Below are 17750 nucleotides of genomic sequence, written 5' to 3'. Positions count from 1 at the left end.
CGTTGACGTGCTGACCTTCTCCCCGCTCGCGGGGAGAAGGTGCCGGCAGGCGGATGAGGGGCGGGCGCCCGCCGTGATCTCACTCATCGAAATGCCCCGCCCTCAAGCCCTCACGGACGCGGTGGGCGATTTCCAAAAATTCCGGCGTGTCGCGGACGCCGAGCGGACGCTCCCTCGGCAGCGGAGACTCGATCACATCCGTCACCCGGCCCGGGCGCGGCGACATGACGACGATGCGCGTCGACAGATAAACCGCTTCGGGAATGGAATGGGTGACGAAGCAGATCGTCTTTCCGGTGCGCCCCCACAGGTCCAGTAGCTGCTCGTTCAGGTGATCGCGGACGATCTCGTCGAGTGCGCCGAAGGGCTCGTCCATCAGCAGCAGATCGGCGTCGAAGGCGAGCGCGCGGGCGATGGAGGCCCGCTGCTGCATGCCGCCGGAAAGCTGCCAGGGGAATTTCTTCTCGAAGCCGGCGAGATTGACGAGGTCGAGCGTGCGCAGGACACGCTCCTTTTGCTCGGCTCTCGGGTAGCCCATGATCTCGAGCGGCAGCGCCACGTTCTGCTCTATGGTGCGCCAGGGAAAGAGGCCGGCGGCCTGGAAGACGTAGCCATAGGCGCGGCTGTTGCGAGCCTCGGCGGGCGTCATGCCGTTGACATGGATTTCGCCTTCGGTGGGCTGCTCCAGATCGGCGATCACCCTCAGAAAGGTGGTCTTGCCGCAGCCGGAAGGGCCGATGAAGGACACGAACTCGCCCTTGCGGATGTCGAGATCGACATCGGAAAGCGCCCGGACCGGGCCGTCATTGGTCTTAAAGGTGAGACCGAGGCCGCGCGCCTCGACGACGGTCTGACGCGGGTCGCTCAAGGGCATTTCCTGGCGGATGGCTGGGTTGGCGTTCACTGGATCGTCGCTCCGCTCATACGCCGCTTGCCGGGATGCCAGACCGCTCCACCTTGCGCGGTGCGGTGACCTCCTTCCACTGCGAGAGCGCCTTGTTGACCGCCATATGCGGCTTGCGGCCGACGAACTGGCCGTGGCCGGGTTTCGGCTTCACCGCCCCGTCCTCGACGACGATCTCGCCGCGCGACAGGACGGTCTTCGGCAGGCCCTTCACCTTGATGCCCTCGAACACGTTGTAGTCGATGGCCGATTGCTGGCTTTCGGCGGAGATGGTCTTGGTCGCCTCCGGATCCCACACGACGATGTCGGCATCCGCACCTTCGACGATCGCGCCTTTCTGCGGATACATGTTGAGGATTTTTGCAATGTTGGTGGAGGTGACCGCGACGAACTCGTTCATGGTCAGCCGGCCGGTGTTGACGCCGAAGGTCCACAGGACCGGCATGCGGTCTTCGAGGCCGCCGGTGCCGTTGGGGATCTTGGTGAAGTCGCCGACGCCGGTGCGCTTCTGCTTTGTGGTGAAGGCGCAGTGGTCGGTCGCCACCACCTGCAGCGAGCCCGCCTGCAGGCCGGCCCACAGCGACGCCTGATGCAGCTTGTTGCGGAAGGGCGGGCTCATGACGCGGCGGGCGGCGTGGTCCCAATCGGGATTGGCATACTCGCTCTCGTCCAGCACGAGGTGCTGGATCAGCGGCTCGCCGAAGACGCGCATGCCCTTCTGGCGCGCGCGGCGGATCGCTTCATGCGCCTGCTCGCAGGAGGTGTGCACCACATAGAGCGGCGTGCCGGCCATGTCGGCGATCATGATGGCGCGGTTGGTCGCCTCGCCCTCGACCTCGGGCGGGCGCGAATAGGCGTGCGCCTCGGGGCCGTCGTTTCCTTCTTCGAGGAGCTTCGCCTGCAGCTGGGCCACCACGTCGCCGTTCTCGGCATGGACGAGGGGCAGCGCGCCGAGCTCCGCGCAGCGCTGGAAGGACGAGTACATCTCGTCGTCGTCCACCATCAGAGCGCCCTTGTAGGCCATGAAATGCTTGAAGGAGGTGATGCCCTTCTCGACCACTAGCGGCATCTCGTCGAAGACCTGCTTACCCCACCAGGTGATGGCCATGTGGAAGGAGTAGTCGCAGGTGGCGCGGGTCGACTTGTTGTCCCACATCTGGATGGCCTCGAGCAGCGACTGGCCTGGCGAGGGGAGGCAGAAATCGACGACCATCGTGGTGCCGCCGGAAATGGCGGCGCGCGTGCCGCTCTCGAAATCGTCGGAGGAGTAGGTGCCCATGAAGGGCATCTCCAGGTGGGTGTGCGGGTCGATGCCGCCCGGCATCACATAGCAGCCGGTGGCGTCGATCTCGTGATCTGCGTGCAGATCGTGGCCGATGCCGACGATCTTGTCGTGCTTGATGAGCACGTCCGCCTGCCAGGTGCGGTCGGCGGTGACGATGGTTCCGTTCTTGATGACCTTGGACATGGGTTCCCCTGTTCTTGTGGCGTCCTTGGCGGTTTGCGGGAACGTCAGATCATTCGACGATCTCCGCCGTTTCCACCACCGCGTGAAACAGGACATCGGCGCCGGCCTGCGCCCATTCCTTCGAGATTTCCTCCGCCTCGTTGTGCGACAGCCCGTCGACGCAGGGACACATCACCATGGCGGTGGGTGCGACGCGGTTGATCCAGCAGGCGTCGTGGCCGGCGCCCGAGACGATGTTGCGGTGCGTGTAGCCGAGACGCTCGGCGGCATCGCGCACCGCCTTCACGCAGCCTTCGTCGAAGGCAACCGGGGCGAAGTGCCCGACCGGCTCCACTTCGAAGGCGATGTCCAGCGCCTCGCAGATCGTGGCGATGCCGGCTTCGATGCGCGAGCGCATCTCATCGAGCGTCTTCTCGTTCGGCGAGCGGATGTCGATGGTGAACACCGCCTTGCCGGGAATGACGTTGCGCGAATTGGGATAGACCTCGACATGGCCGATCGCCCCGACGGCATCCGGCTGATAATCCATCGCCACCTCGTGCACGAGCTCCGTCACGCGCGCCATGCCGAGCCCGGCGTTGCGGCGCTTGGGCATGGGGGTGGAGCCGGTGTGGCTCTCCTTGCCGGTCAGCGTCACCTGCAGCCACCACAGGCCCTGGCCGTGGGTGACGACGCCGATATCGATGTCCTCGTCCTCGAGAATCGGGCCTTGCTCGATGTGCAGTTCGAAGAAGGCCTTCATCTTGCGGTTGCCGACCGGCTCGTCGCCCTTCCAGCCGATGCGCTGCAACTCGTCGCCGAAGCGCTTTCCTTCCGCGTCCTTGCGGTCATAGGCCCATTCGAGCTCGTGCATGCCCGCGAACACGCCCGAGGCGAGCATGGCGGGCGCATAACGCGTGCCTTCCTCGTTGGTCCAGTTGGTGACGACGATCGGATGGCGGGTCTTGATGCCGAGATCGTTCAGCGTACGGATGACCTCGAGCCCGCCGAGCACGCCGAGCACGCCGTCATACTTGCCGCCGGTCGGCTGGGTGTCGAGATGCGACCCCACATAGACGGGCAGGGCGTCAGGGTCCGTTCCCGGCCGCATCGCGAACATGGTGCCCATCTGGTCGACACCCATGTCGAGGCCCGCTTCCCGGCACCATTTCTGGAACAGGGTGCGGCCCTCGCCATCGGCATCGGTCAGGGTCTGACGGTTGTTGCCGCCGGCGACACCGGGCCCGATCTTCGCCATCTCCATCAACGAATCCCAGAGACGGTCGGCGTTGATCCTCAAGTTCTCGCCCGGTGCGGCCATGTTCGGATTTCCCCTTCAGCTATTTCAGTTCGACTTCCACGAAGGCCATCGGCCGGTCGCCGGCATTGATCACGTTGTGCTCGACGCCCTCGCTGCGCCGATAGCAGACGCCGGCCTCCAGATCGTTGCGCACCGTCTCGTCGCCGGGCAGCTCCAGAAGGAAGGAGCACGGGGTCAGCGTGGTGATGACATAGTCCATGCCATGACGGTGCCATCCGGTTTCCGCGCCCGGTGCGAAGTCCCAACGGGTGACGCGCACGCGCTCGTCGTCGACCAGAACCGCGTGGCTGGCTTTCTCTCGCTGGCCAGCCATCTCAGTCCACCATCCGCAGCACGTCACGAAGGTTGTCGACCAGCTCGTCGATCTGCCCCCTGGAGATGATCAGGGGAGGCGACAGGGCGATGATGTCGCCGGTGGTGCGGATCAGGAAGCCTCGCTCGAAGGCCTTGAGGAAGGCGGAGAAGGCACGCTTGGTGGGCTCTCCGGGAATGCTTTCCAGCTCGATGGCGCCGACCAGGCCGATGTTGCGGATGTCGATCACATGCGGCTCGTCCCTGAGCGAGTGAAGCGCGTCCGCCCAATGGTCGGCAAGCTCCGAGGCGCGGGTGAGAAGCCCTTCTTCCTGGTAGGTGTCGAGCGTGGCGATGCCGGCCGCGCAGGCGATCGGATTGCCCGAATAGGTGTAGCCGTGGAAGAACTCGATGAGGTGCTCGGGGCCGTTCATGAAAGCATCGTGGATCTCTTTCCTGACGAACACGGCACCCATCGGGATGACGCCGTTGGTGACGCCCTTGGCGGTGGTCATGATGTCGGGAACGACGCCGAAACAATCTGCCGCAAAGGGCGCGCCGAGCCGGCCGAAGCCGGTGATGACCTCGTCGAAGATCAGGAGGATGCCGTGCTTGTCGCAAATCTCGCGCAGGCGTTTCAGATAGCCCTTCGGCGGGATCAGCACGCCGGTCGACCCGGCCACCGGCTCGACGATGACGGCGGCGATCGTCGAGGCGTCGTGCAGCGTCACGATGCGCTCCAGCTCGTCGGCGAGGTCGCCGCCATGCTCGGGCTCGCCACGCGTGAAGGCGTTCTTGCCCGGCAGATGCGTGTGGGGCAGATGGTCGACGCCGGTCAGGAGCGTGCCGAACATCTTGCGGTTGGCGACGATGCCGCCGACGGAGATGCCGCCGAAATTGACGCCGTGATAGCCGCGTTCGCGGCCGATCAGGCGGAAGCGCGAGCCGTCGCCCTTCGCCCGGTGATAGGCGAGCGCGATCTTCAGCGCGGTCTCCACCGATTCGGAGCCCGAATTGGTGAAGAACACATGGTCCATGCCTTCCGGCGCGATGGCGGCGAGACGGTTGGCGAATTCGAAGACGATGGGGTGGCCCATCTGGAAGGCCGGCGCATAATCGAGCTCGGCCGCCTGGCTCTGGATCGCCTCGGTGATCTTCGGCCGGCAGTGGCCGGCATTCACGCACCACAGGCCGGCGGTGCCGTCCATGATCTTGCGGCCGTCCTCGGCCGTGTAATGCATGTCCTTGGCGGCCACCAGCATGCGTGGTGCCTGCTTGAACTGCCGGTTCGCGGTGAACGGCATCCAGAACGCGGATAGATCGTTCGGCTTCCTGTTAAGCCTGTCGAGCATGACCAAGCTTCCCCTGAATTGTTGTTGCGCTCGGCTTGTCCCGGCCAATGCTTGGTGCTTTGCGCAAAGATATGCTACGCAAATTTTGACCGTTTGGACAAACGTTAACACCGCCATATGGGCGGTCAAGGGGATAGTAGGGGAAATGTCTTTCGCGGCGCGCATTCCACAGTGGACTAATCGGCTGGGCCAAGGTGAAGGCGCAGAGCGGTTGAAGCGAGAGGCGCGGCCGGACACGACGCGCAGGCCCGTGGGAATCGCGGAGCGCCAACCCAATGGATAAGCCGGCCCCCGCCAAGCGCACCCGCATCCAGCGCGAAAAGCGCGAGCTGATCCGCGAGGCGGCGCTCGAGGTTTTTTCCCAGCATGGTTTCCGCGGCTCGACGATTGACCAGATCGCCGAGGCGGCGGGCATGTCGAAGCCCAATCTCCTCTATTATTTCAAGAACAAGGAGGAGATCTTTGCGACCTTGATTCGGCGGCTGCTCGAGACCTGGCTGGCGCCGTTGAAGGAGATGGACGAGGCCGGCGACCCGCGCACGGAAATCCGTTCCTACATCCGCCGCAAGATCGAGATGGCGCGCGACTATCCGCGCGAGAGCCGGCTCTTCGCCAACGAGATCCTGCAGGGCGCGCCGCGCATCCTGCCGATGCTGGAGGGAGAACTGAAGGCGCTGGTGGACGAGAAGGCGACGGTGATCGCTCACTGGATGCACGCCGGCAAGCTGAAGAAGGCCGACCCCTATCACTTCATCTTCGCCATCTGGGCGACCACGCAGCATTATGCCGATTTCGACGTGCAGGTGCGCGCCGTTCTGGGCCCCGTGCGCGGCGGCGAAGGCCGCTTCGAGGACGCGGCGCGCTTTCTGGAGGGGCTGTTTCTGGAGTGAGGGCGCCGGACGTCCCCTGTCGACTGCCGGATCCTCGGCGGGGGCACCCTGCGCAGGGCTGTCTTCCGGCGTGGTTTTTTGATCGATAAAGGGGTTCTGAAGCCATGAAACCTAAAGACCTTGAATCGCTGTCCACCGAACGGCTTGTCTCGCTCTTTACGGAAATCTGCACCGCTCAGTATGAAGCAGAACTCGATCTCGACACGCGGCGCCTCAATCGGCTTTTTGACCAGATGATGCAGGTGGTGCGGGAATTGAAGCGGCGTCCGGGAGACCAGCGGAGCGCCCTTTCAGTCCTCTATACGCATAAGAACATTCAGGTGCGCCTGAAGGCGGCCATCCACACGCTGGCCGTTCACGGTGCGCAGGCGCGCAGAGTGCTGGAGGAGGTTGCCGCCCAGACGGGCTATCCGCAATCGGGCGACGCGCGGTGGATGCTCAGGGCCGTGGACGAGGGGTCCTATGAGCCGGAGTGAAACGTCCGCGAATTCGCTTGGACCAAGGGTTTCAGCCCATGAAGCCGCGTGATGTTCGCAAGTTACAAACCGAGCGCCTCGTCGAGCGCTTCATTGAGATCGGGATGGAACAGGATCACGCCTTGCTGGGCAACCAGGTTTCCAGATTCAACAGATTGTTCGGCGAGAAACAAAGGATTTTGCGCGCTCTACAGGAAAAGCCCGGAGACCAAAGGCGGGTGCTGTTCGCTCTCTACGACCACCCCAACATGCAGGTGAGGTTGAATGCGGCGAGGGCGACACGCGATCTGGATGATCAGCACGCCAGGGCTCTGATGGAGAAAATCGCTGCGTCCGGGCACAATCCGCAGGCCGGGGACGCCGGCATGGGATTGTGGATCATGGATGGTGGCCTCACTTCGGACGACTGATTGCCTGCAGGAGCGCATCCCGTTCGGCCTACGCTCTTTTTCATGATGACCGTTCCAATTCTATCCGGCGTCGCCATATATGGGGCATCGTTTCAGGCAACCCGAAGAGGCTGGACGTGCGCCCGAGAGTCTTTTACCTCCCTTTCGCCCTTGTCGCATTCATGACAGCCTCCCAACCCGCATCCGCCGACAAGGTGGGCGAAGTCGGCGTCGACTGGCTGGGCAACGACATCATCGTCGAGGCGATCCACGACCCGCAGGTCGCGGGCGTGACCTGTCATGTCACCTATTTCGATCGCGGCGTGATCGACCGGTTGCAGAAGGGCAACTGGTTCGAGGATCCCTCCAATTCGGCGATCTCATGCCAGCAGACCGGCCCGATCGTCATCGGCGATATCGATCTCGGCCGGGGCGGCGAGGAGGTGTTCAAGCAGCGCCAGTCGCTGATCTGGAAATCGGTGGTGGTCAAGCGCATCTATGACAAGGCGAACGACACGCTGATCTATCTTTCCCATGCCCGCCAGGTGCAGGACGGCTCGGCCAAGATGGCGGTCTCGACCGTGCCGCTCCATGGGCGGGACGTGATCTGGAAGGGCAGGGAGTAGAACCTGTGGCTCACTTTCTCGGCGGTAGGTGACTGTCCGGTTTGGAAATCCCCTCATCTATCGCCCATAAGGCCATTCCGGCATCACCGGCCTGGGGGAATTGTTTCGAAGCAGCGATCGCCTCGAGTTGCGCGCGTGCTCTCGTCATGTCGATCGCAAATGTCGAATTGGCGGCATTCAGGCGAACCTGCATGTTGGGGTGAGCGTAGAGTGCCATGAGGTGATGGCGTTGATCTCCGGGACGGTCGCGCAACTCGGTCTCGATAGCGATCTTTTCTCGGTACAGTTTGTTGAACTTTGCTGTCTCGTTGTCGAGCAGCGCTTCGTCTTGCGCGACACCGATTTCTGCGAAGCGTTCGATGAGTTCTTTGACGGTCATGGATGTCATCGTCGGTGATCTGCTCATGGCTCGAGCACTCCGTATTTTTCCAGCGCATATAAACCGATTTTCACTCTCTCTTGCCATGGAGCATTTCGAAGAAACTCCCTCGGAGAAAGCCCGCCAAATCGGTCATTTGCAGTGCCATACCAACCGGTAATTTCCCAGTGCTTATAGCGCGGAATGAGCACGCGATTGTCTTCCCCATTGAGCGTCGACTGGCTGGGCAACGACATCATCGTCGAGGCGATCCACGACTCGCAGGTCGCGGGCGTGACCTGTCATGTCACCTATTTCGATCGCGGCGTGATCGACCGCTTGCAGAAGGGCAACTGGTTCGAGGATCCCTCCAATTCGGCGATCGCATGCCGGCGGACCGGACCGATCGTTATCGGCGACATCGAGATGGACAAGGAAGGTGAGGAGGTCTTCAAGCAGCGCTAGTGGCTGATCTGAAAGTCGGTCGTCGCCAAGTGCATCTCTGAGACGACGAGTGTCACGCTGATCTATCTTTCCCACACCCGTCAGGTGCATGACGGCTCGGCCAGGATGGCGATCTCGACCGTGCCGCTCCATGGGCGGGACGTGACCTGGAAGGGCAAGGAGTAGCGCCCGTGGCTCACTTTCTCGGTGGTAGATGACTGTCCAGCTTGAAGGTGCCATCATCCATGGCCAACAGTGCCATTCCTGCGTAGCCAGCTTGGGGAAAGTGTCTTGATGACGCGATGGCTTCAAGTTGTGCACGGGCCCTTTTCACGTCTATGGCGCGCGTTGCCCTGGCGGCATTCAAGCGAACCTGCACGTTGGGGTGCTCGTACAGCGCCATCAAATGATGACGCTGATCGCCTGGCCGGTCACGTAGCTCGATCTCGATAGCGATCTTTTCTCGATAGGGCTTGTTGAACTTTGCTGTCTCGTTGTCGAGCAGCGCTTCGTCTTGCGCTATGCCGATTGCCGCAAAACGATCGATGAGTTCTTTCACAGTCAAGGACGTCAATGATTGAGATCGGGTCATGGCTTCAGCACCCGGTGTTTTTCCAAGGCCCGTAACCTGTGCTTCTCACCACTCACCCATCAAGATAGGCGTAGGCCCCGGTCGCCGTGAAGGCGAGGCGGGGGTCGCCTTCGGCGCGCATTTCCACCCGCACATAGGCCATGCGCCGGCCGTTCGACAGGACGTCGACGCGGATCGCCACGGGGCCGGGCTTGAGCGGACGGATGAAATGCGTCGTCATGTCGACCGTCGTGCAGACGCGGAAGCGGCCATTGGCGGCGGCCAGCGCGGCGACCGCGCAGGTGTCGGCGGCGGACGCCGTCGCCTGGCCGCAGATGACGCCGCCCACATGGACCAGATCGCCATTGTCCGGCAGGCGGAAGTCGCCTCCGGCGGCATCGGCCGAAAGCACTTCAAGTCCGAGCGCCCTGATCCACGGCGCAAACACCGTCGCCAGCGTGTCGCGCGCCGCCTGGAGCGCTGATTCCTGCGAGATCGGTTCGGGCATTTCCTCTCCAGTCGACGATAAAAGCGTTACGAAATATTGTGTACTTGAAGGATTTTTGTTACATATTGCCATGGAGTGTCGAGCTCCACCGCGCCGGCACGCGAGCATGGAGGAAAAGCGATGTACAGCCAAGGGCTTATCGGCGCCAAGACCGATACGACGGAGGATGAGGCCTTCCTCGCCGCTATCCAGGCGCGCATCGACGCCGAGGAGAAGATCGAGCCCAACGATCCGATGCCGGAAGGCTATCGCCGCACGCTGATCCGCCAGATCGGCCAGCACGCCCATTCGGAAGTGGTCGGCATGCTGCCGGAAGGCAACTGGATCACGCGCGCGCCTTCGCTGCGCCGCAAGGCGGCCCTTCTTGCCAAGGTGCAGGACGAGGGCGGCCACGGGCTCTATCTTTATTCCGCCGCCGAGACGCTGGGCGTATCCCGCGAGGAGATGACGGAGGAGCTTCTTTCCGGGAAAGCGAAATACTCGTCCATCTTCAACTACCCGACGCTCAGCTGGGCCGATATCGGCGCCATCGGCTGGCTGGTGGACGGGGCGGCGATCATGAACCAGATCCCGCTCTGCCGCTGCTCCTACGGCCCCTATGCGCGGGCCATGATCCGCGTGTGCAAGGAGGAAAGCTTCCATCAGCGCCAGGGCTACGAGATCATGATGACGCTGGCGCGCGGCACGCCGGAGCAGAAGGAGATGGCGCAGGATGCGCTGAACCGCTGGTGGTGGCCGTCGCTGATGATGTTCGGCCCGCACGATGCCGACAGCCAGCATGGCGACCAGTCGATGAAATGGAAGATCAAGCGCTTCACCAATGACGAGCTGAGGCAGAAATTCGTCGACGCGACGGTGCCGCAGGGCGAATTCATCGGCCTGACCTTCCCTGATCCCGACCTGAAATGGAACGAGGAAAAGGGCGGTTACGATTTCGGCGCCATCGACTGGGACGAGTTCTGGCGCGTGGTCAAGGGACACGGGCCCATGAACCGCGAGCGGCTCGAAGCGCGGCAGAAGGCATGGGACGAGGGCGCCTGGGTGCGCGAGGCGGCGCTGGCGCATGCGCAAAAACGGACGGCGCGCCGCGAGGCGGCGAAACAGGCGGCGGAGTGAGAGACATGAGCAAGAACCAGATCCCCCTTTGGGAAGTTTTCATCCGCCCGCGCAACGGGCTGGCGCACAAGCATTGCGGTTCCGTGCACGCGGCGGACGAGGTGATGGCGCTGCAGGCCGCGCGCGACGTCTATACGCGCCGCGGCGAAGGCACCTCCATCTGGGTGGTGCCGTCGGCGGCGATCACCGCCTCGGATCCGGAGAACAAGGACGAGAATTTCGAGCCGGCTCTGTCAAAGGTCTACCGCCATCCGACATTTTACGAGATTCCGGACGAAGTGGGGCATATGTGATGGCCGATCGCGCGACGGTTTCCCGCGAGGCGCTGACCGCCTTCCTGCTGCGGCTCGCCGACGACCATCTGGTGCTCGGCCACAGGCTTTCGGAATGGTGCGGCTATGCGCCGATGCTCGAAGAAGACCTCGCCATGCCGAACATGGCGCTCGATCTCATCGGCCAGGCGCGGGCGCTCTACCAGTATGCCGGCGAAGTGGAGGGCAAGGGCCGCGACGAGGACCAGCTTGCATATCTGCGCCGCGAGCGCGACTACGTGAACTGCCTGATGGCCGAGCGGGCGAATGGCGACTTCGCGCACACCATGCTGCGCCAGCTCTATTTCGCAGCCTTCATGGAGCCGATGTGGCGCGGCATGCGCTCGTCCAGCGATGCGCAGCTTGCCGGCATCGCCGCCAAGGCGGAAAAGGAGGTGGCCTACCACATCCGCCATGCCGGCGAGTGGGTGGTGCGGCTCGGCGACGGCACGGAGGAGAGCGCGCGCCGCATGGTGGCGGCTGTCGAGGCGTTGGCGCCCCATGTGGACGAGCTGTTCGAGAGCGATGCGGTGACGACAGCGGTGGCGCAGGCCGGCATCGCGCCCGATCCGGCGACGCTGCGCGCCGCCTTCGATGCGGTCGTCGGCCCGGTTTTCGCGGAAGCCGGCCTTCAATGGGTGGAGACGCCGTTCGGCCGGACCGGCGGGCGCCAGGGCCGCCACAGCGAGGCGATGGGCTATCTCCTGGCCGAGCTGCAATACATGCAGCGCACCTATCCGGGGATGACGTGGTGATGGGCGAGACGGTGGTAATGGCCTCTTTCTCCCCGCCTGCGGGGAAAAGGCGCCGGCAGGGACAGATGGCCGCCCCGTTCGACGAGCCCGGGAGGCCAGAGGAGGGTATGAGCGCAGAGACCCGCCGGCAGCGCGCCTATCGCGCGGCAGCTTCCGTCGTCGACCCGGAAATTCCCGCCGTCACCATCGAGGATCTGGGCATCCTGCGTTCGGTCGAGATGGAGGGCGATACGGCAATCGCCAGGGTCACGCCCACCTATACGGGCTGCCCGGCGGTGCTCGCCATCGAACTGGCGGTGGAGGCGGCATTGCGCGAGGCGGGTTTTGAGGCACGCGTCGAGCGCGTGATCTCGCCGGCCTGGACGACCGACTGGATCACCGCTGAAGGCCGCGAGAAGCTGCGCGCCTACGGCATCGCGCCTCCGGCCAAGGCATCGAACTCGATCCGCGCGCTGTTCGGCGAGACCGACGTCGCGTGCCCGCGCTGCGGCTCGCGGCAAACCGCACGCATCTCCGAATTCGGCTCGACGGCCTGCAAGGCGCTCTATCGTTGCGCGGCCTGCCACGAGCCTTTCGACTATTTCAAATGCATCTGAGGTGACCATGGCTTCGCGTTTCCACGATCTGAAAGTGGCGTCGATCGAGCGGCAGACGCCGGATGCGGTGGCGATCGCCTTCGAGGTGCCGGCCGATCGCGCGGAGGAATTCGCCTTCACGCCGGGACAGTATCTGACGCTTGCCACGGAGATCGACGGCCAGGAGGCGCGGCGTTCCTATTCGATCTGCTCGGCACCCGGCGAGCCGCTTTTGCGGGTCGGGGTGAAGAAGGTTGCGGACGGGCGTTTCTCCACCTTCGTCAACGACGTTCTGTCGGTCGGCGACACCATTCGCGTCATGCCGCCGCAGGGCCGCTTCACGGCGCTGAAGGGCGAGCGGCATGACTATCTCCTGTTCGCTGCCGGCTCCGGCATCACGCCGATGCTGTCCATCGCCCGCACCGTGCTGGCGCATGAGAAGGACAGCACCATAACGCTGGTCTATGGCAACCGCTCGACCGAGACGATCATGTTCCTGGAGGAACTGAACGACCTCAAGGACCGCCATATGGGGCGTTTCACCCTGATCCACCTGCTTTCGCGTGAGGCGCAGGACGTGGATCTGTTCAACGGTCGCATCGATGCCGCGCGGGTGACGGCGCTTGCCGATGGCGGGCTCGTCGAGCCGACGGCGGCCGACGGTGTGTTCCTGTGCGGGCCGGGCGAGATGATCGACGAGGTCTCGCAGGCGCTGGAGCGCATGGGCGTGGCGCGTGACCGCATCCGTTTCGAGCGCTTCACGCCGTCCGGCGATGCGCCGGCGCCGCGCAAGGCTTCACCGGCCGCACGCGAGGCGGTCGAGAAGGGCGTGGCGATCGAGGTGGTGCTCGACGGCGTGCGGCGCAGCTTCGCCATGGGCGATGCCGACGGCACCGTGCTCGACGCCGCTCACAAGGCCGGCATCGAGCTGCCTTATTCCTGCGCCGGCGGCATGTGCTGCACGTGCCGCTGCCGTGTCGTCGAAGGGTCTTCTGAAATGGCCGTGAACTTCTCGCTCGAGCCCTGGGAAGTGGAAGCCGGCTTCACGCTCGCCTGCCAGACGCGGCCGACGGCGAACAAGCTGGTGCTGGACTTCGACGCGGCCTGACGGCGATGCATTGAAGGTAAGCCACCGGATCGGGCGGTTTGCCGCCGTGGTTCGACATGCTCACCATGATGCTTCGGTCTGCTGTGTGGATGATCTCATCGTGAAGCGCTGAGTTGCGCGCATTTCAAGCCGATGACGCAAGCCGGATGCCCACCGCCGGCCTTGTCGTGTCGGCCGCCGCGCTTACCTATTGGCGATGGACAAGCAATTCTCCTCCATGGCCCTGTGGATTGCGGTCGGCATCGGCGTCGGAGCCGCTCTCGGAACGGCTTTCGACAATCTGTCGGTCGGCATCGGCATCGGCATTGCGGTTGGTGCCGGAGTCGGCGCGACCGTTGGTGCGGGTCGGCGGTAGGCCTCCTCAGCGCTTCTCGCGTATTTCGGTCAGTGTCCGCGTGGGGGTGATCGCCTCGGGGTCGAGCCTGATCTCGATGATCGCCGGCTTGCCGCTGGCACGGGCGCGTTCGAAGGCGGGGGCGAAATCCGCCGTCGTTTCCACCGTTTCGCCGTGGCCGCCATAGGCGCGGGCGAGGGCGGCGAAGTCCGGGTTCCGGATGTCGGTGCCGGAGACGCGGCCGGGATACTCGCGCTCCTGGTGCATGCGGATCGTGCCGAAGATGCCGTTGTTGACCACGATGACGATGATCGGCAGGTTTTCCTGCACGGCGGTGGCGAATTCCTGGCCGTTCATCATGAAACAGCCGTCGCCGGCGAAAGCGATCACCTGGCGCTCGGGAAACAGCGCCTTGGCGGCGACGGCGGCCGGCGTGCCGTAGCCCATCGAGCCCGAGGTCGGCGCGCCCTGGGTGGCGAAGCGGCGGAAACGGTGAAAGCGGTGGATCCAGGTGGCGTAGTTGCCGGCACCGTTAGTGAGAATGGCATCGTCGGGAAGGACGGTTTCCAGATAGGCCATGATCGGCCCCATCTGGACGGCGCCGGGACCCGTCTCGGGAGGCGTCGACCAATCGAGATAGGCCTTGTGCAGCCGCTCGGTCTCGCCCGCCCAGGAGGCCGGGCCGGCGGGCAGCGCCGCGAAGGCTTCGGCGAAGGCGGAGGCCGAGGCGTTGATGGCGAGGTTCGGACGATAGACGCGGCCGAGCTCGCCGGCATCCGCGTGAACATGCACCAGCTTCTGGTCCGGATAGGGGCTCTTGATCAGCGTGTAGTCGGAAGAGGGCATCTCGCCGAAGCGGCCGCCGACGAGCAGGATGAGATCGGCCTTCTTGACGGCTTCGGCAAGCTTGGGGCTGGGGCCGATGCCGACGTCCCCCGCATAGCACGGGTGCAGATGGTCGAACAGCATCTGGCGGCGGAAGGAGCAGCCGACGGGCAGCGACCAGGCCTCGGCTGCCCTGGTGATGTTCGCCACCGCCGCCTCGTCCCAGCGTGTTCCGCCGAGGATGACGAAGGGGCGTTGCGCGGATCCGAGGAGGGCTGCCAGTTCTGCCATCTCGGCTGCGCCCGGCCGCGTCTCGACCGGGGTGTAAGGCTGCGGCGCCGGGGCCTCGACGACGCTGGTCAGCATGTCCTCGGGCAGGGCGATCACCACCGGGCCGGGCCGGCCGGAGGTGGCGACGGCGAAGGCGCGGGTGAGGATCTCGGGAATGCGGCTCGCATCCTCGATTTCCGTCGCCCATTTGGCGATGGGACCGTAGAAGGCGCGGTAGTCGATCTCCTGGAAAGCCTCGCGCTCACGGGCGTGGCTGGCGATCTGGCCGATGAACAGGATCATCGGAACCGAATCCTGCATGGCGATGTGGATGCCGGGGGAGGCGTTGGTTGCGCCCGGACCGCGGGTGACGAAGCAGACGCCGGGCCGCCCGGTGAGCCGGCCGTGGCAGTCGGCCATCATCGCAGCGCCGCCTTCCTGGCGGCAGACGAAGTTGCGGATCTTCGAATCGTGCAGCGCGTCGAGCACGGCGAGATAGCTTTCGCCGGGGACGCTGAAGATGCGATCGACGCCATTGGCCTCGAGACAGTCGACAATGAGCTGGCCGCCGGTTTTCATCACTCGTCTTCTCCGATTTCGCGCAGGATTTCCGCCGTGTGTTCGCCGAGCCGCGGGCTCGGCCGCTCATAGATAGGTGGCGTCGCCGACATCAGCATCGGCGCCCGCACCGAGGGCAGGGCATTGCCGTGCCCATCGTCGAGCGTCATCTGCATGCCGCGGGCGACGGTCTGCGGATCGGCGAACATCTCGCCGATGGTGTTGATGGGGCTCGCCGGCACCGCATTGGCGTCGCAGGCGGCAAGGAGCGGCGCCTTCTCCCAGCCGGCAAGGCAGTCGATCAGGATGCGGCGAAGGGTTGCGCGGTTTTCGACGCGCGCCGGGTTGGTGGAAAAGCGCTCGTCGCCCGGCAGTGCATCGAGCCCGACGATGGCGCAGAAGCGCTGGAACTGCCCGTCATTGCCGACGGCGAGGATGATGTGACCGTCCTTCACCGGCAGCACCTCATAGGGCGCGATGTTCATATGGGCGTTGCCCATCTGCACCGGAGATTTGCCCGAGACGAGATAGTTGAGGTTCTGGTTGCCGAGCACGGAGATCTGCGTGTCGAACAATGCCATGTCGATGTGCTGGCCCTCGCCGGTCGCTTCCGCATGGCGAAGCGCGGCCTGGATGGCGATGACGGCGTAAAGGCCGGTGAAGATGTCGCTGACGGCGACGCCGACCTTCTGCGGCTCGCTGTCCGGCGCGCCGGTGATCGACATCAGGCCAGCCATGCCCTGGATGATGAAATCGTAGCCGGCGCGTGGAGCGTAGGGCCCGGTCTGGCCGAAGCCGGTGATCGAGCAATAGACGAGGCGCGGATTGATCGCCTTCAGACTGTCATAGTCGAGGCCGTATTTCTTCAGCCCGCCAAGCTTGAAATTCTCGATCACCACGTCGGCGGTGGCGATCAGCTTGCGCAGCGTGTCGGCATCGGCGGGCTGGGAAAAGTCGAGCGCGATGGAGCGCTTGCCGCGGTTGCAAGAGTGATAGTAGGCGGCGGAAAGGTTTTCGCCGTCCGCGCCGGTGACGAAGGGCGGCCCCCATTTGCGGGTGTCGTCGCCGCCATTCGGATTCTCCACCTTGATGACGTCGGCGCCGAGATCGGCAAGCAATTGGCCCGCCCAGGGCCCGGCCAGGATGCGCGCCAATTCGATGACGCGAACGCCCTTCAGCGGTGGATTAGCCATGATCGACGCGGCCCTCCAAGAGAAACTCGGGCCATTGAGTAGCAAACGGGTCCTGCGCGGGCCAGATGCGCAGCGCGCATTATTTTGGCATCAATCGATGATTTTTTCGGCCCAGGCGGCAAAATCCCGCATCACCTCGCCGCGATTGATCTCGTTGAGGGATTCGTGCCGGTTTTCCTCGTAGATCCTTGTTTCCAGATTCGAAAAGCCGTTTCGGCGCAGCCGCTTCTCGAGGTCGAGGACGATGCTGCCGCGGCGCGTCGAGGGATCGCAGCCGCCGCCCACGAGATGGAAGGGAAGGTCCTTGCGCGCGGCGCGGTGAGCGGCGGCATCGGCGGCCATCAGGCTGAGATCGAAGAGGGCGGTCCACACGCCGACCGAGGCGTCGAAGCCGCACAACGGGTCGGCGACATATTTGTCCACCTCGGCGGGATCGCGCGACAGCCAGTCGAATGCCGTGCGGTGGCCGGCAACGGCGCGCGCCCAGGCCCCGAAGGTCAGCTTCGGCAGAAGGCGCGAGGGGACGTCCGAGCCGAGCCGGAAACGTTCCCAGGCGAGCACGGCTTTTCCGGCGAGCCCTTCGAGCCGGGTCGCCAGGGGTGCGTTCCAGACGGTCGCCCCGGCGATGCGGCCGGAATGCCTCAGCGCGAAGTTGAGGGCAATCATGCCGCCCATGGAATGGCCGAACACGATGACCGGCAGACCGGGATGCCGGACGGCGATGTGATCGTGAACGGCCGAGACGTCCGACAGGAGCGTGTCGGCACCCGCCTGGTGCCCGAAATGGCCGAGCGGCGCGCCGGGCGCCTTCGTGCGGCCGTGGCCGCGGTGATCGTGGGCGTAGGCATGAAAGCCACGCCCGGCAAGGAAATCGGCGAAACGCGCGTAGCGACCCGCATGCTCGGCAAGGCCGTGGTTGATCTGCACCACGGCGCGGGCGCCGCCGCCCGGCGCCCGGTGCAGCAGATGAAGATCGGCGCCCGTGGACGTCGAAAGCATCGAAGTGTCGTCGAATTCCACGCGGCCCTCCGTCGCGGCGAGATACCCGGACAGCTATTTCAGCCCGAACAGCTATTTCAGAATGACGCGCGCCGGGAAAGAAAATTTCCCGCATCGAACATATCGACA

At 64.5% G+C, this 17750-nt stretch carries 21 protein-coding genes and 1 pseudogene; 11 read left to right on the top strand and 11 right to left on the bottom strand.

What is annotated here, in order from left to right; translation table 11 throughout:
• Positions 1 to 79: 79 nt before the first annotated feature.
• From NUU27_RS07940 to NUU27_RS07920, 5 genes are read right to left on the bottom strand one after another with little or no spacing between them, the layout of a single operon-like run.
• The gene (locus tag NUU27_RS07940) at positions 80 to 874 is read right to left on the bottom strand and encodes an ABC transporter ATP-binding protein (protein WP_257761549.1); all 795 of its coding nucleotides are present in this window, start codon (positions 872 to 874) and stop codon (positions 80 to 82) included.
• A gap of 46 nt (positions 875 to 920) precedes the next feature.
• On the bottom strand, positions 921 to 2372 hold the full coding sequence (gene hydA / locus NUU27_RS07935; RefSeq protein ID WP_257761545.1) for a dihydropyrimidinase: 1452 nt from the start codon (positions 2370 to 2372) through the stop codon (positions 921 to 923).
• A gap of 49 nt (positions 2373 to 2421) precedes the next feature.
• A complete protein-coding gene (locus NUU27_RS07930) occupies positions 2422 to 3672 on the bottom strand; it encodes a Zn-dependent hydrolase (RefSeq protein ID WP_257761544.1) in 1251 nt (416 codons plus the stop codon).
• 19 nt (positions 3673 to 3691) lie between these two features.
• The gene (locus NUU27_RS07925; protein ID WP_257761543.1) at positions 3692 to 3985 is read right to left on the bottom strand and encodes a cupin domain-containing protein; all 294 of its coding nucleotides are present in this window, start codon (positions 3983 to 3985) and stop codon (positions 3692 to 3694) included.
• Position 3986: 1 nt separating this feature from the next.
• Positions 3987 to 5315 carry an aspartate aminotransferase family protein gene (locus NUU27_RS07920; protein WP_257761542.1) on the bottom strand — a complete coding sequence of 443 codons (1329 nt, stop codon included), beginning with the start codon at positions 5313 to 5315 and terminating at the stop codon, positions 3987 to 3989.
• Between the two features lie 275 nt (positions 5316 to 5590).
• Here NUU27_RS07920 and NUU27_RS07915 point away from each other — a divergent pair, with 275 nt between their 5' ends.
• The 4 genes from NUU27_RS07915 to NUU27_RS07900 all read left to right on the top strand — a co-directional run bounded on the left by NUU27_RS07915 (position 5591) and on the right by NUU27_RS07900 (position 7696).
• Entirely contained in the window at positions 5591 to 6205 is a 615-nt protein-coding gene (locus NUU27_RS07915) for a TetR family transcriptional regulator C-terminal domain-containing protein (RefSeq protein ID WP_257761541.1), read from the top strand.
• A gap of 104 nt (positions 6206 to 6309) precedes the next feature.
• A complete protein-coding gene (locus NUU27_RS07910) occupies positions 6310 to 6681 on the top strand; it encodes a DUF2019 domain-containing protein (protein WP_257761540.1) in 372 nt (123 codons plus the stop codon).
• A 38-nt stretch (positions 6682 to 6719) separates the two neighbouring features.
• Positions 6720 to 7091, top strand: a complete 372-nt coding sequence (locus tag NUU27_RS07905; protein ID WP_257761539.1) for a DUF2019 domain-containing protein — start codon at positions 6720 to 6722, stop codon at positions 7089 to 7091.
• A 161-nt stretch (positions 7092 to 7252) separates the two neighbouring features.
• Complete coding sequence (locus NUU27_RS07900) at positions 7253 to 7696, top strand: CreA family protein (RefSeq protein ID WP_257761538.1); 444 nt, start codon at positions 7253 to 7255, stop codon at positions 7694 to 7696.
• A gap of 10 nt (positions 7697 to 7706) precedes the next feature.
• Here NUU27_RS07900 and NUU27_RS07895 read toward each other — a convergent pair whose 3' ends face one another.
• Entirely contained in the window at positions 7707 to 8075 is a 369-nt protein-coding gene (locus NUU27_RS07895; RefSeq protein ID WP_257761537.1) for a DUF2019 domain-containing protein, read from the bottom strand.
• Between the two features lie 183 nt (positions 8076 to 8258).
• On the opposite strand from NUU27_RS07895, the pseudogene NUU27_RS07890 reads away from it, so the two are divergent.
• A pseudogene (locus NUU27_RS07890) lies at positions 8259 to 8684 on the top strand (CreA family protein).
• A gap of 10 nt (positions 8685 to 8694) precedes the next feature.
• On the opposite strand, the gene NUU27_RS07885 reads toward NUU27_RS07890, so the two are convergent.
• Positions 8695 to 9090 (bottom strand): DUF2019 domain-containing protein, encoded by a 396-nt coding sequence (locus tag NUU27_RS07885; protein ID WP_257761536.1) that lies wholly within the window; start codon positions 9088 to 9090, stop codon positions 8695 to 8697.
• A 52-nt stretch (positions 9091 to 9142) separates the two neighbouring features.
• Positions 9143 to 9577, bottom strand: coding sequence for a PaaI family thioesterase (locus NUU27_RS07880; RefSeq protein WP_257761535.1), 435 nt, complete (start codon positions 9575 to 9577; stop codon positions 9143 to 9145).
• A 120-nt stretch (positions 9578 to 9697) separates the two neighbouring features.
• On the opposite strand from NUU27_RS07880, the gene paaA reads away from it, so the two are divergent.
• From paaA to NUU27_RS07850, 6 genes are all read left to right on the top strand, one after another.
• Complete coding sequence (paaA, locus tag NUU27_RS07875) at positions 9698 to 10693, top strand: 1,2-phenylacetyl-CoA epoxidase subunit PaaA (RefSeq protein WP_257761534.1); 996 nt, start codon at positions 9698 to 9700, stop codon at positions 10691 to 10693.
• Between the two features lie 5 nt (positions 10694 to 10698).
• Positions 10699 to 10986, top strand: a complete 288-nt coding sequence (gene paaB / locus NUU27_RS07870) for a 1,2-phenylacetyl-CoA epoxidase subunit PaaB (protein WP_257761533.1) — start codon at positions 10699 to 10701, stop codon at positions 10984 to 10986.
• Entirely contained in the window at positions 10986 to 11759 is a 774-nt protein-coding gene (gene paaC, locus NUU27_RS07865; RefSeq protein WP_257761532.1) for a 1,2-phenylacetyl-CoA epoxidase subunit PaaC, read from the top strand. The genes paaB and paaC overlap by 1 nt, the downstream gene beginning before the upstream one ends.
• A gap of 107 nt (positions 11760 to 11866) precedes the next feature.
• Complete coding sequence (gene paaD / locus NUU27_RS07860; protein ID WP_257761531.1) at positions 11867 to 12355, top strand: 1,2-phenylacetyl-CoA epoxidase subunit PaaD; 489 nt, start codon at positions 11867 to 11869, stop codon at positions 12353 to 12355.
• A gap of 7 nt (positions 12356 to 12362) precedes the next feature.
• The gene (gene paaE / locus NUU27_RS07855; protein ID WP_257761530.1) at positions 12363 to 13442 is read left to right on the top strand and encodes a 1,2-phenylacetyl-CoA epoxidase subunit PaaE; all 1080 of its coding nucleotides are present in this window, start codon (positions 12363 to 12365) and stop codon (positions 13440 to 13442) included.
• A 217-nt stretch (positions 13443 to 13659) separates the two neighbouring features.
• Positions 13660 to 13797 (top strand): hypothetical protein, encoded by a 138-nt coding sequence (locus NUU27_RS07850; RefSeq protein WP_257761529.1) that lies wholly within the window; start codon positions 13660 to 13662, stop codon positions 13795 to 13797.
• A 6-nt stretch (positions 13798 to 13803) separates the two neighbouring features.
• Here NUU27_RS07850 and NUU27_RS07845 read toward each other — a convergent pair whose 3' ends face one another.
• The 3 genes from NUU27_RS07845 to NUU27_RS07835 all read right to left on the bottom strand — a co-directional run bounded on the left by NUU27_RS07845 (position 13804) and on the right by NUU27_RS07835 (position 17642).
• The gene (locus NUU27_RS07845; protein ID WP_257761548.1) at positions 13804 to 15450 is read right to left on the bottom strand and encodes a thiamine pyrophosphate-binding protein; all 1647 of its coding nucleotides are present in this window, start codon (positions 15448 to 15450) and stop codon (positions 13804 to 13806) included.
• Entirely contained in the window at positions 15450 to 16622 is a 1173-nt protein-coding gene (locus tag NUU27_RS07840) for a CaiB/BaiF CoA-transferase family protein (protein ID WP_257761528.1), read from the bottom strand. Before NUU27_RS07840 ends, NUU27_RS07845 begins: the two co-directional genes overlap by 1 nt.
• Positions 16623 to 16712: 90 nt before the next feature.
• The gene (locus NUU27_RS07835) at positions 16713 to 17642 is read right to left on the bottom strand and encodes an alpha/beta fold hydrolase (protein WP_257761527.1); all 930 of its coding nucleotides are present in this window, start codon (positions 17640 to 17642) and stop codon (positions 16713 to 16715) included.
• Positions 17643 to 17750 lie beyond the last annotated feature (108 nt).

It is taken from the genome of Nitratireductor sp. ZSWI3, assembly GCF_024655565.1.
In the GTDB taxonomy this organism is placed as follows: Bacteria; Pseudomonadota; Alphaproteobacteria; order Rhizobiales; family Rhizobiaceae; genus Nitratireductor.
This window is presented reverse-complemented; position numbering and strand designations above follow the sequence as displayed.

Bases quoted from the DNA above. Each gene is read 5' to 3' on its own strand.
- NUU27_RS07940 (WP_257761549.1), bottom strand. From the start codon at position 874: ATGCCCTTGAGCGACCCGCGTCAGACCGTCGTCGAGGCGCGCGGCCTC.
- hydA (WP_257761545.1), bottom strand. From the start codon at position 2,372: ATGTCCAAGGTCATCAAGAACGGAACCATCGTCACCGCCGACCGCACC.
- NUU27_RS07930 (WP_257761544.1), bottom strand. From the start codon at position 3,672: ATGGCCGCACCGGGCGAGAACTTGAGGATCAACGCCGACCGTCTCTGG.
- NUU27_RS07925 (WP_257761543.1), bottom strand. From the start codon at position 3,985: ATGGCTGGCCAGCGAGAGAAAGCCAGCCACGCGGTTCTGGTCGACGAC.
- NUU27_RS07920 (WP_257761542.1), bottom strand. From the start codon at position 5,315: ATGCTCGACAGGCTTAACAGGAAGCCGAACGATCTATCCGCGTTCTGG.
- NUU27_RS07915 (WP_257761541.1), top strand. From the start codon at position 5,591: ATGGATAAGCCGGCCCCCGCCAAGCGCACCCGCATCCAGCGCGAAAAG.
- NUU27_RS07910 (WP_257761540.1), top strand. From the start codon at position 6,310: ATGAAACCTAAAGACCTTGAATCGCTGTCCACCGAACGGCTTGTCTCG.
- NUU27_RS07905 (WP_257761539.1), top strand. From the start codon at position 6,720: ATGAAGCCGCGTGATGTTCGCAAGTTACAAACCGAGCGCCTCGTCGAG.
- NUU27_RS07900 (WP_257761538.1), top strand. From the start codon at position 7,253: ATGACAGCCTCCCAACCCGCATCCGCCGACAAGGTGGGCGAAGTCGGC.
- NUU27_RS07895 (WP_257761537.1), bottom strand. From the start codon at position 8,075: ATGACCGTCAAAGAACTCATCGAACGCTTCGCAGAAATCGGTGTCGCG.
- NUU27_RS07885 (WP_257761536.1), bottom strand. From the start codon at position 9,090: ATGACCCGATCTCAATCATTGACGTCCTTGACTGTGAAAGAACTCATC.
- NUU27_RS07880 (WP_257761535.1), bottom strand. From the start codon at position 9,577: ATGCCCGAACCGATCTCGCAGGAATCAGCGCTCCAGGCGGCGCGCGAC.
- paaA (WP_257761534.1), top strand. From the start codon at position 9,698: ATGTACAGCCAAGGGCTTATCGGCGCCAAGACCGATACGACGGAGGAT.
- paaB (WP_257761533.1), top strand. From the start codon at position 10,699: ATGAGCAAGAACCAGATCCCCCTTTGGGAAGTTTTCATCCGCCCGCGC.
- paaC (WP_257761532.1), top strand. From the start codon at position 10,986: ATGGCCGATCGCGCGACGGTTTCCCGCGAGGCGCTGACCGCCTTCCTG.
- paaD (WP_257761531.1), top strand. From the start codon at position 11,867: ATGAGCGCAGAGACCCGCCGGCAGCGCGCCTATCGCGCGGCAGCTTCC.
- paaE (WP_257761530.1), top strand. From the start codon at position 12,363: ATGGCTTCGCGTTTCCACGATCTGAAAGTGGCGTCGATCGAGCGGCAG.
- NUU27_RS07850 (WP_257761529.1), top strand. From the start codon at position 13,660: ATGGCCCTGTGGATTGCGGTCGGCATCGGCGTCGGAGCCGCTCTCGGA.
- NUU27_RS07845 (WP_257761548.1), bottom strand. From the start codon at position 15,450: ATGAAAACCGGCGGCCAGCTCATTGTCGACTGTCTCGAGGCCAATGGC.
- NUU27_RS07840 (WP_257761528.1), bottom strand. From the start codon at position 16,622: ATGGCTAATCCACCGCTGAAGGGCGTTCGCGTCATCGAATTGGCGCGC.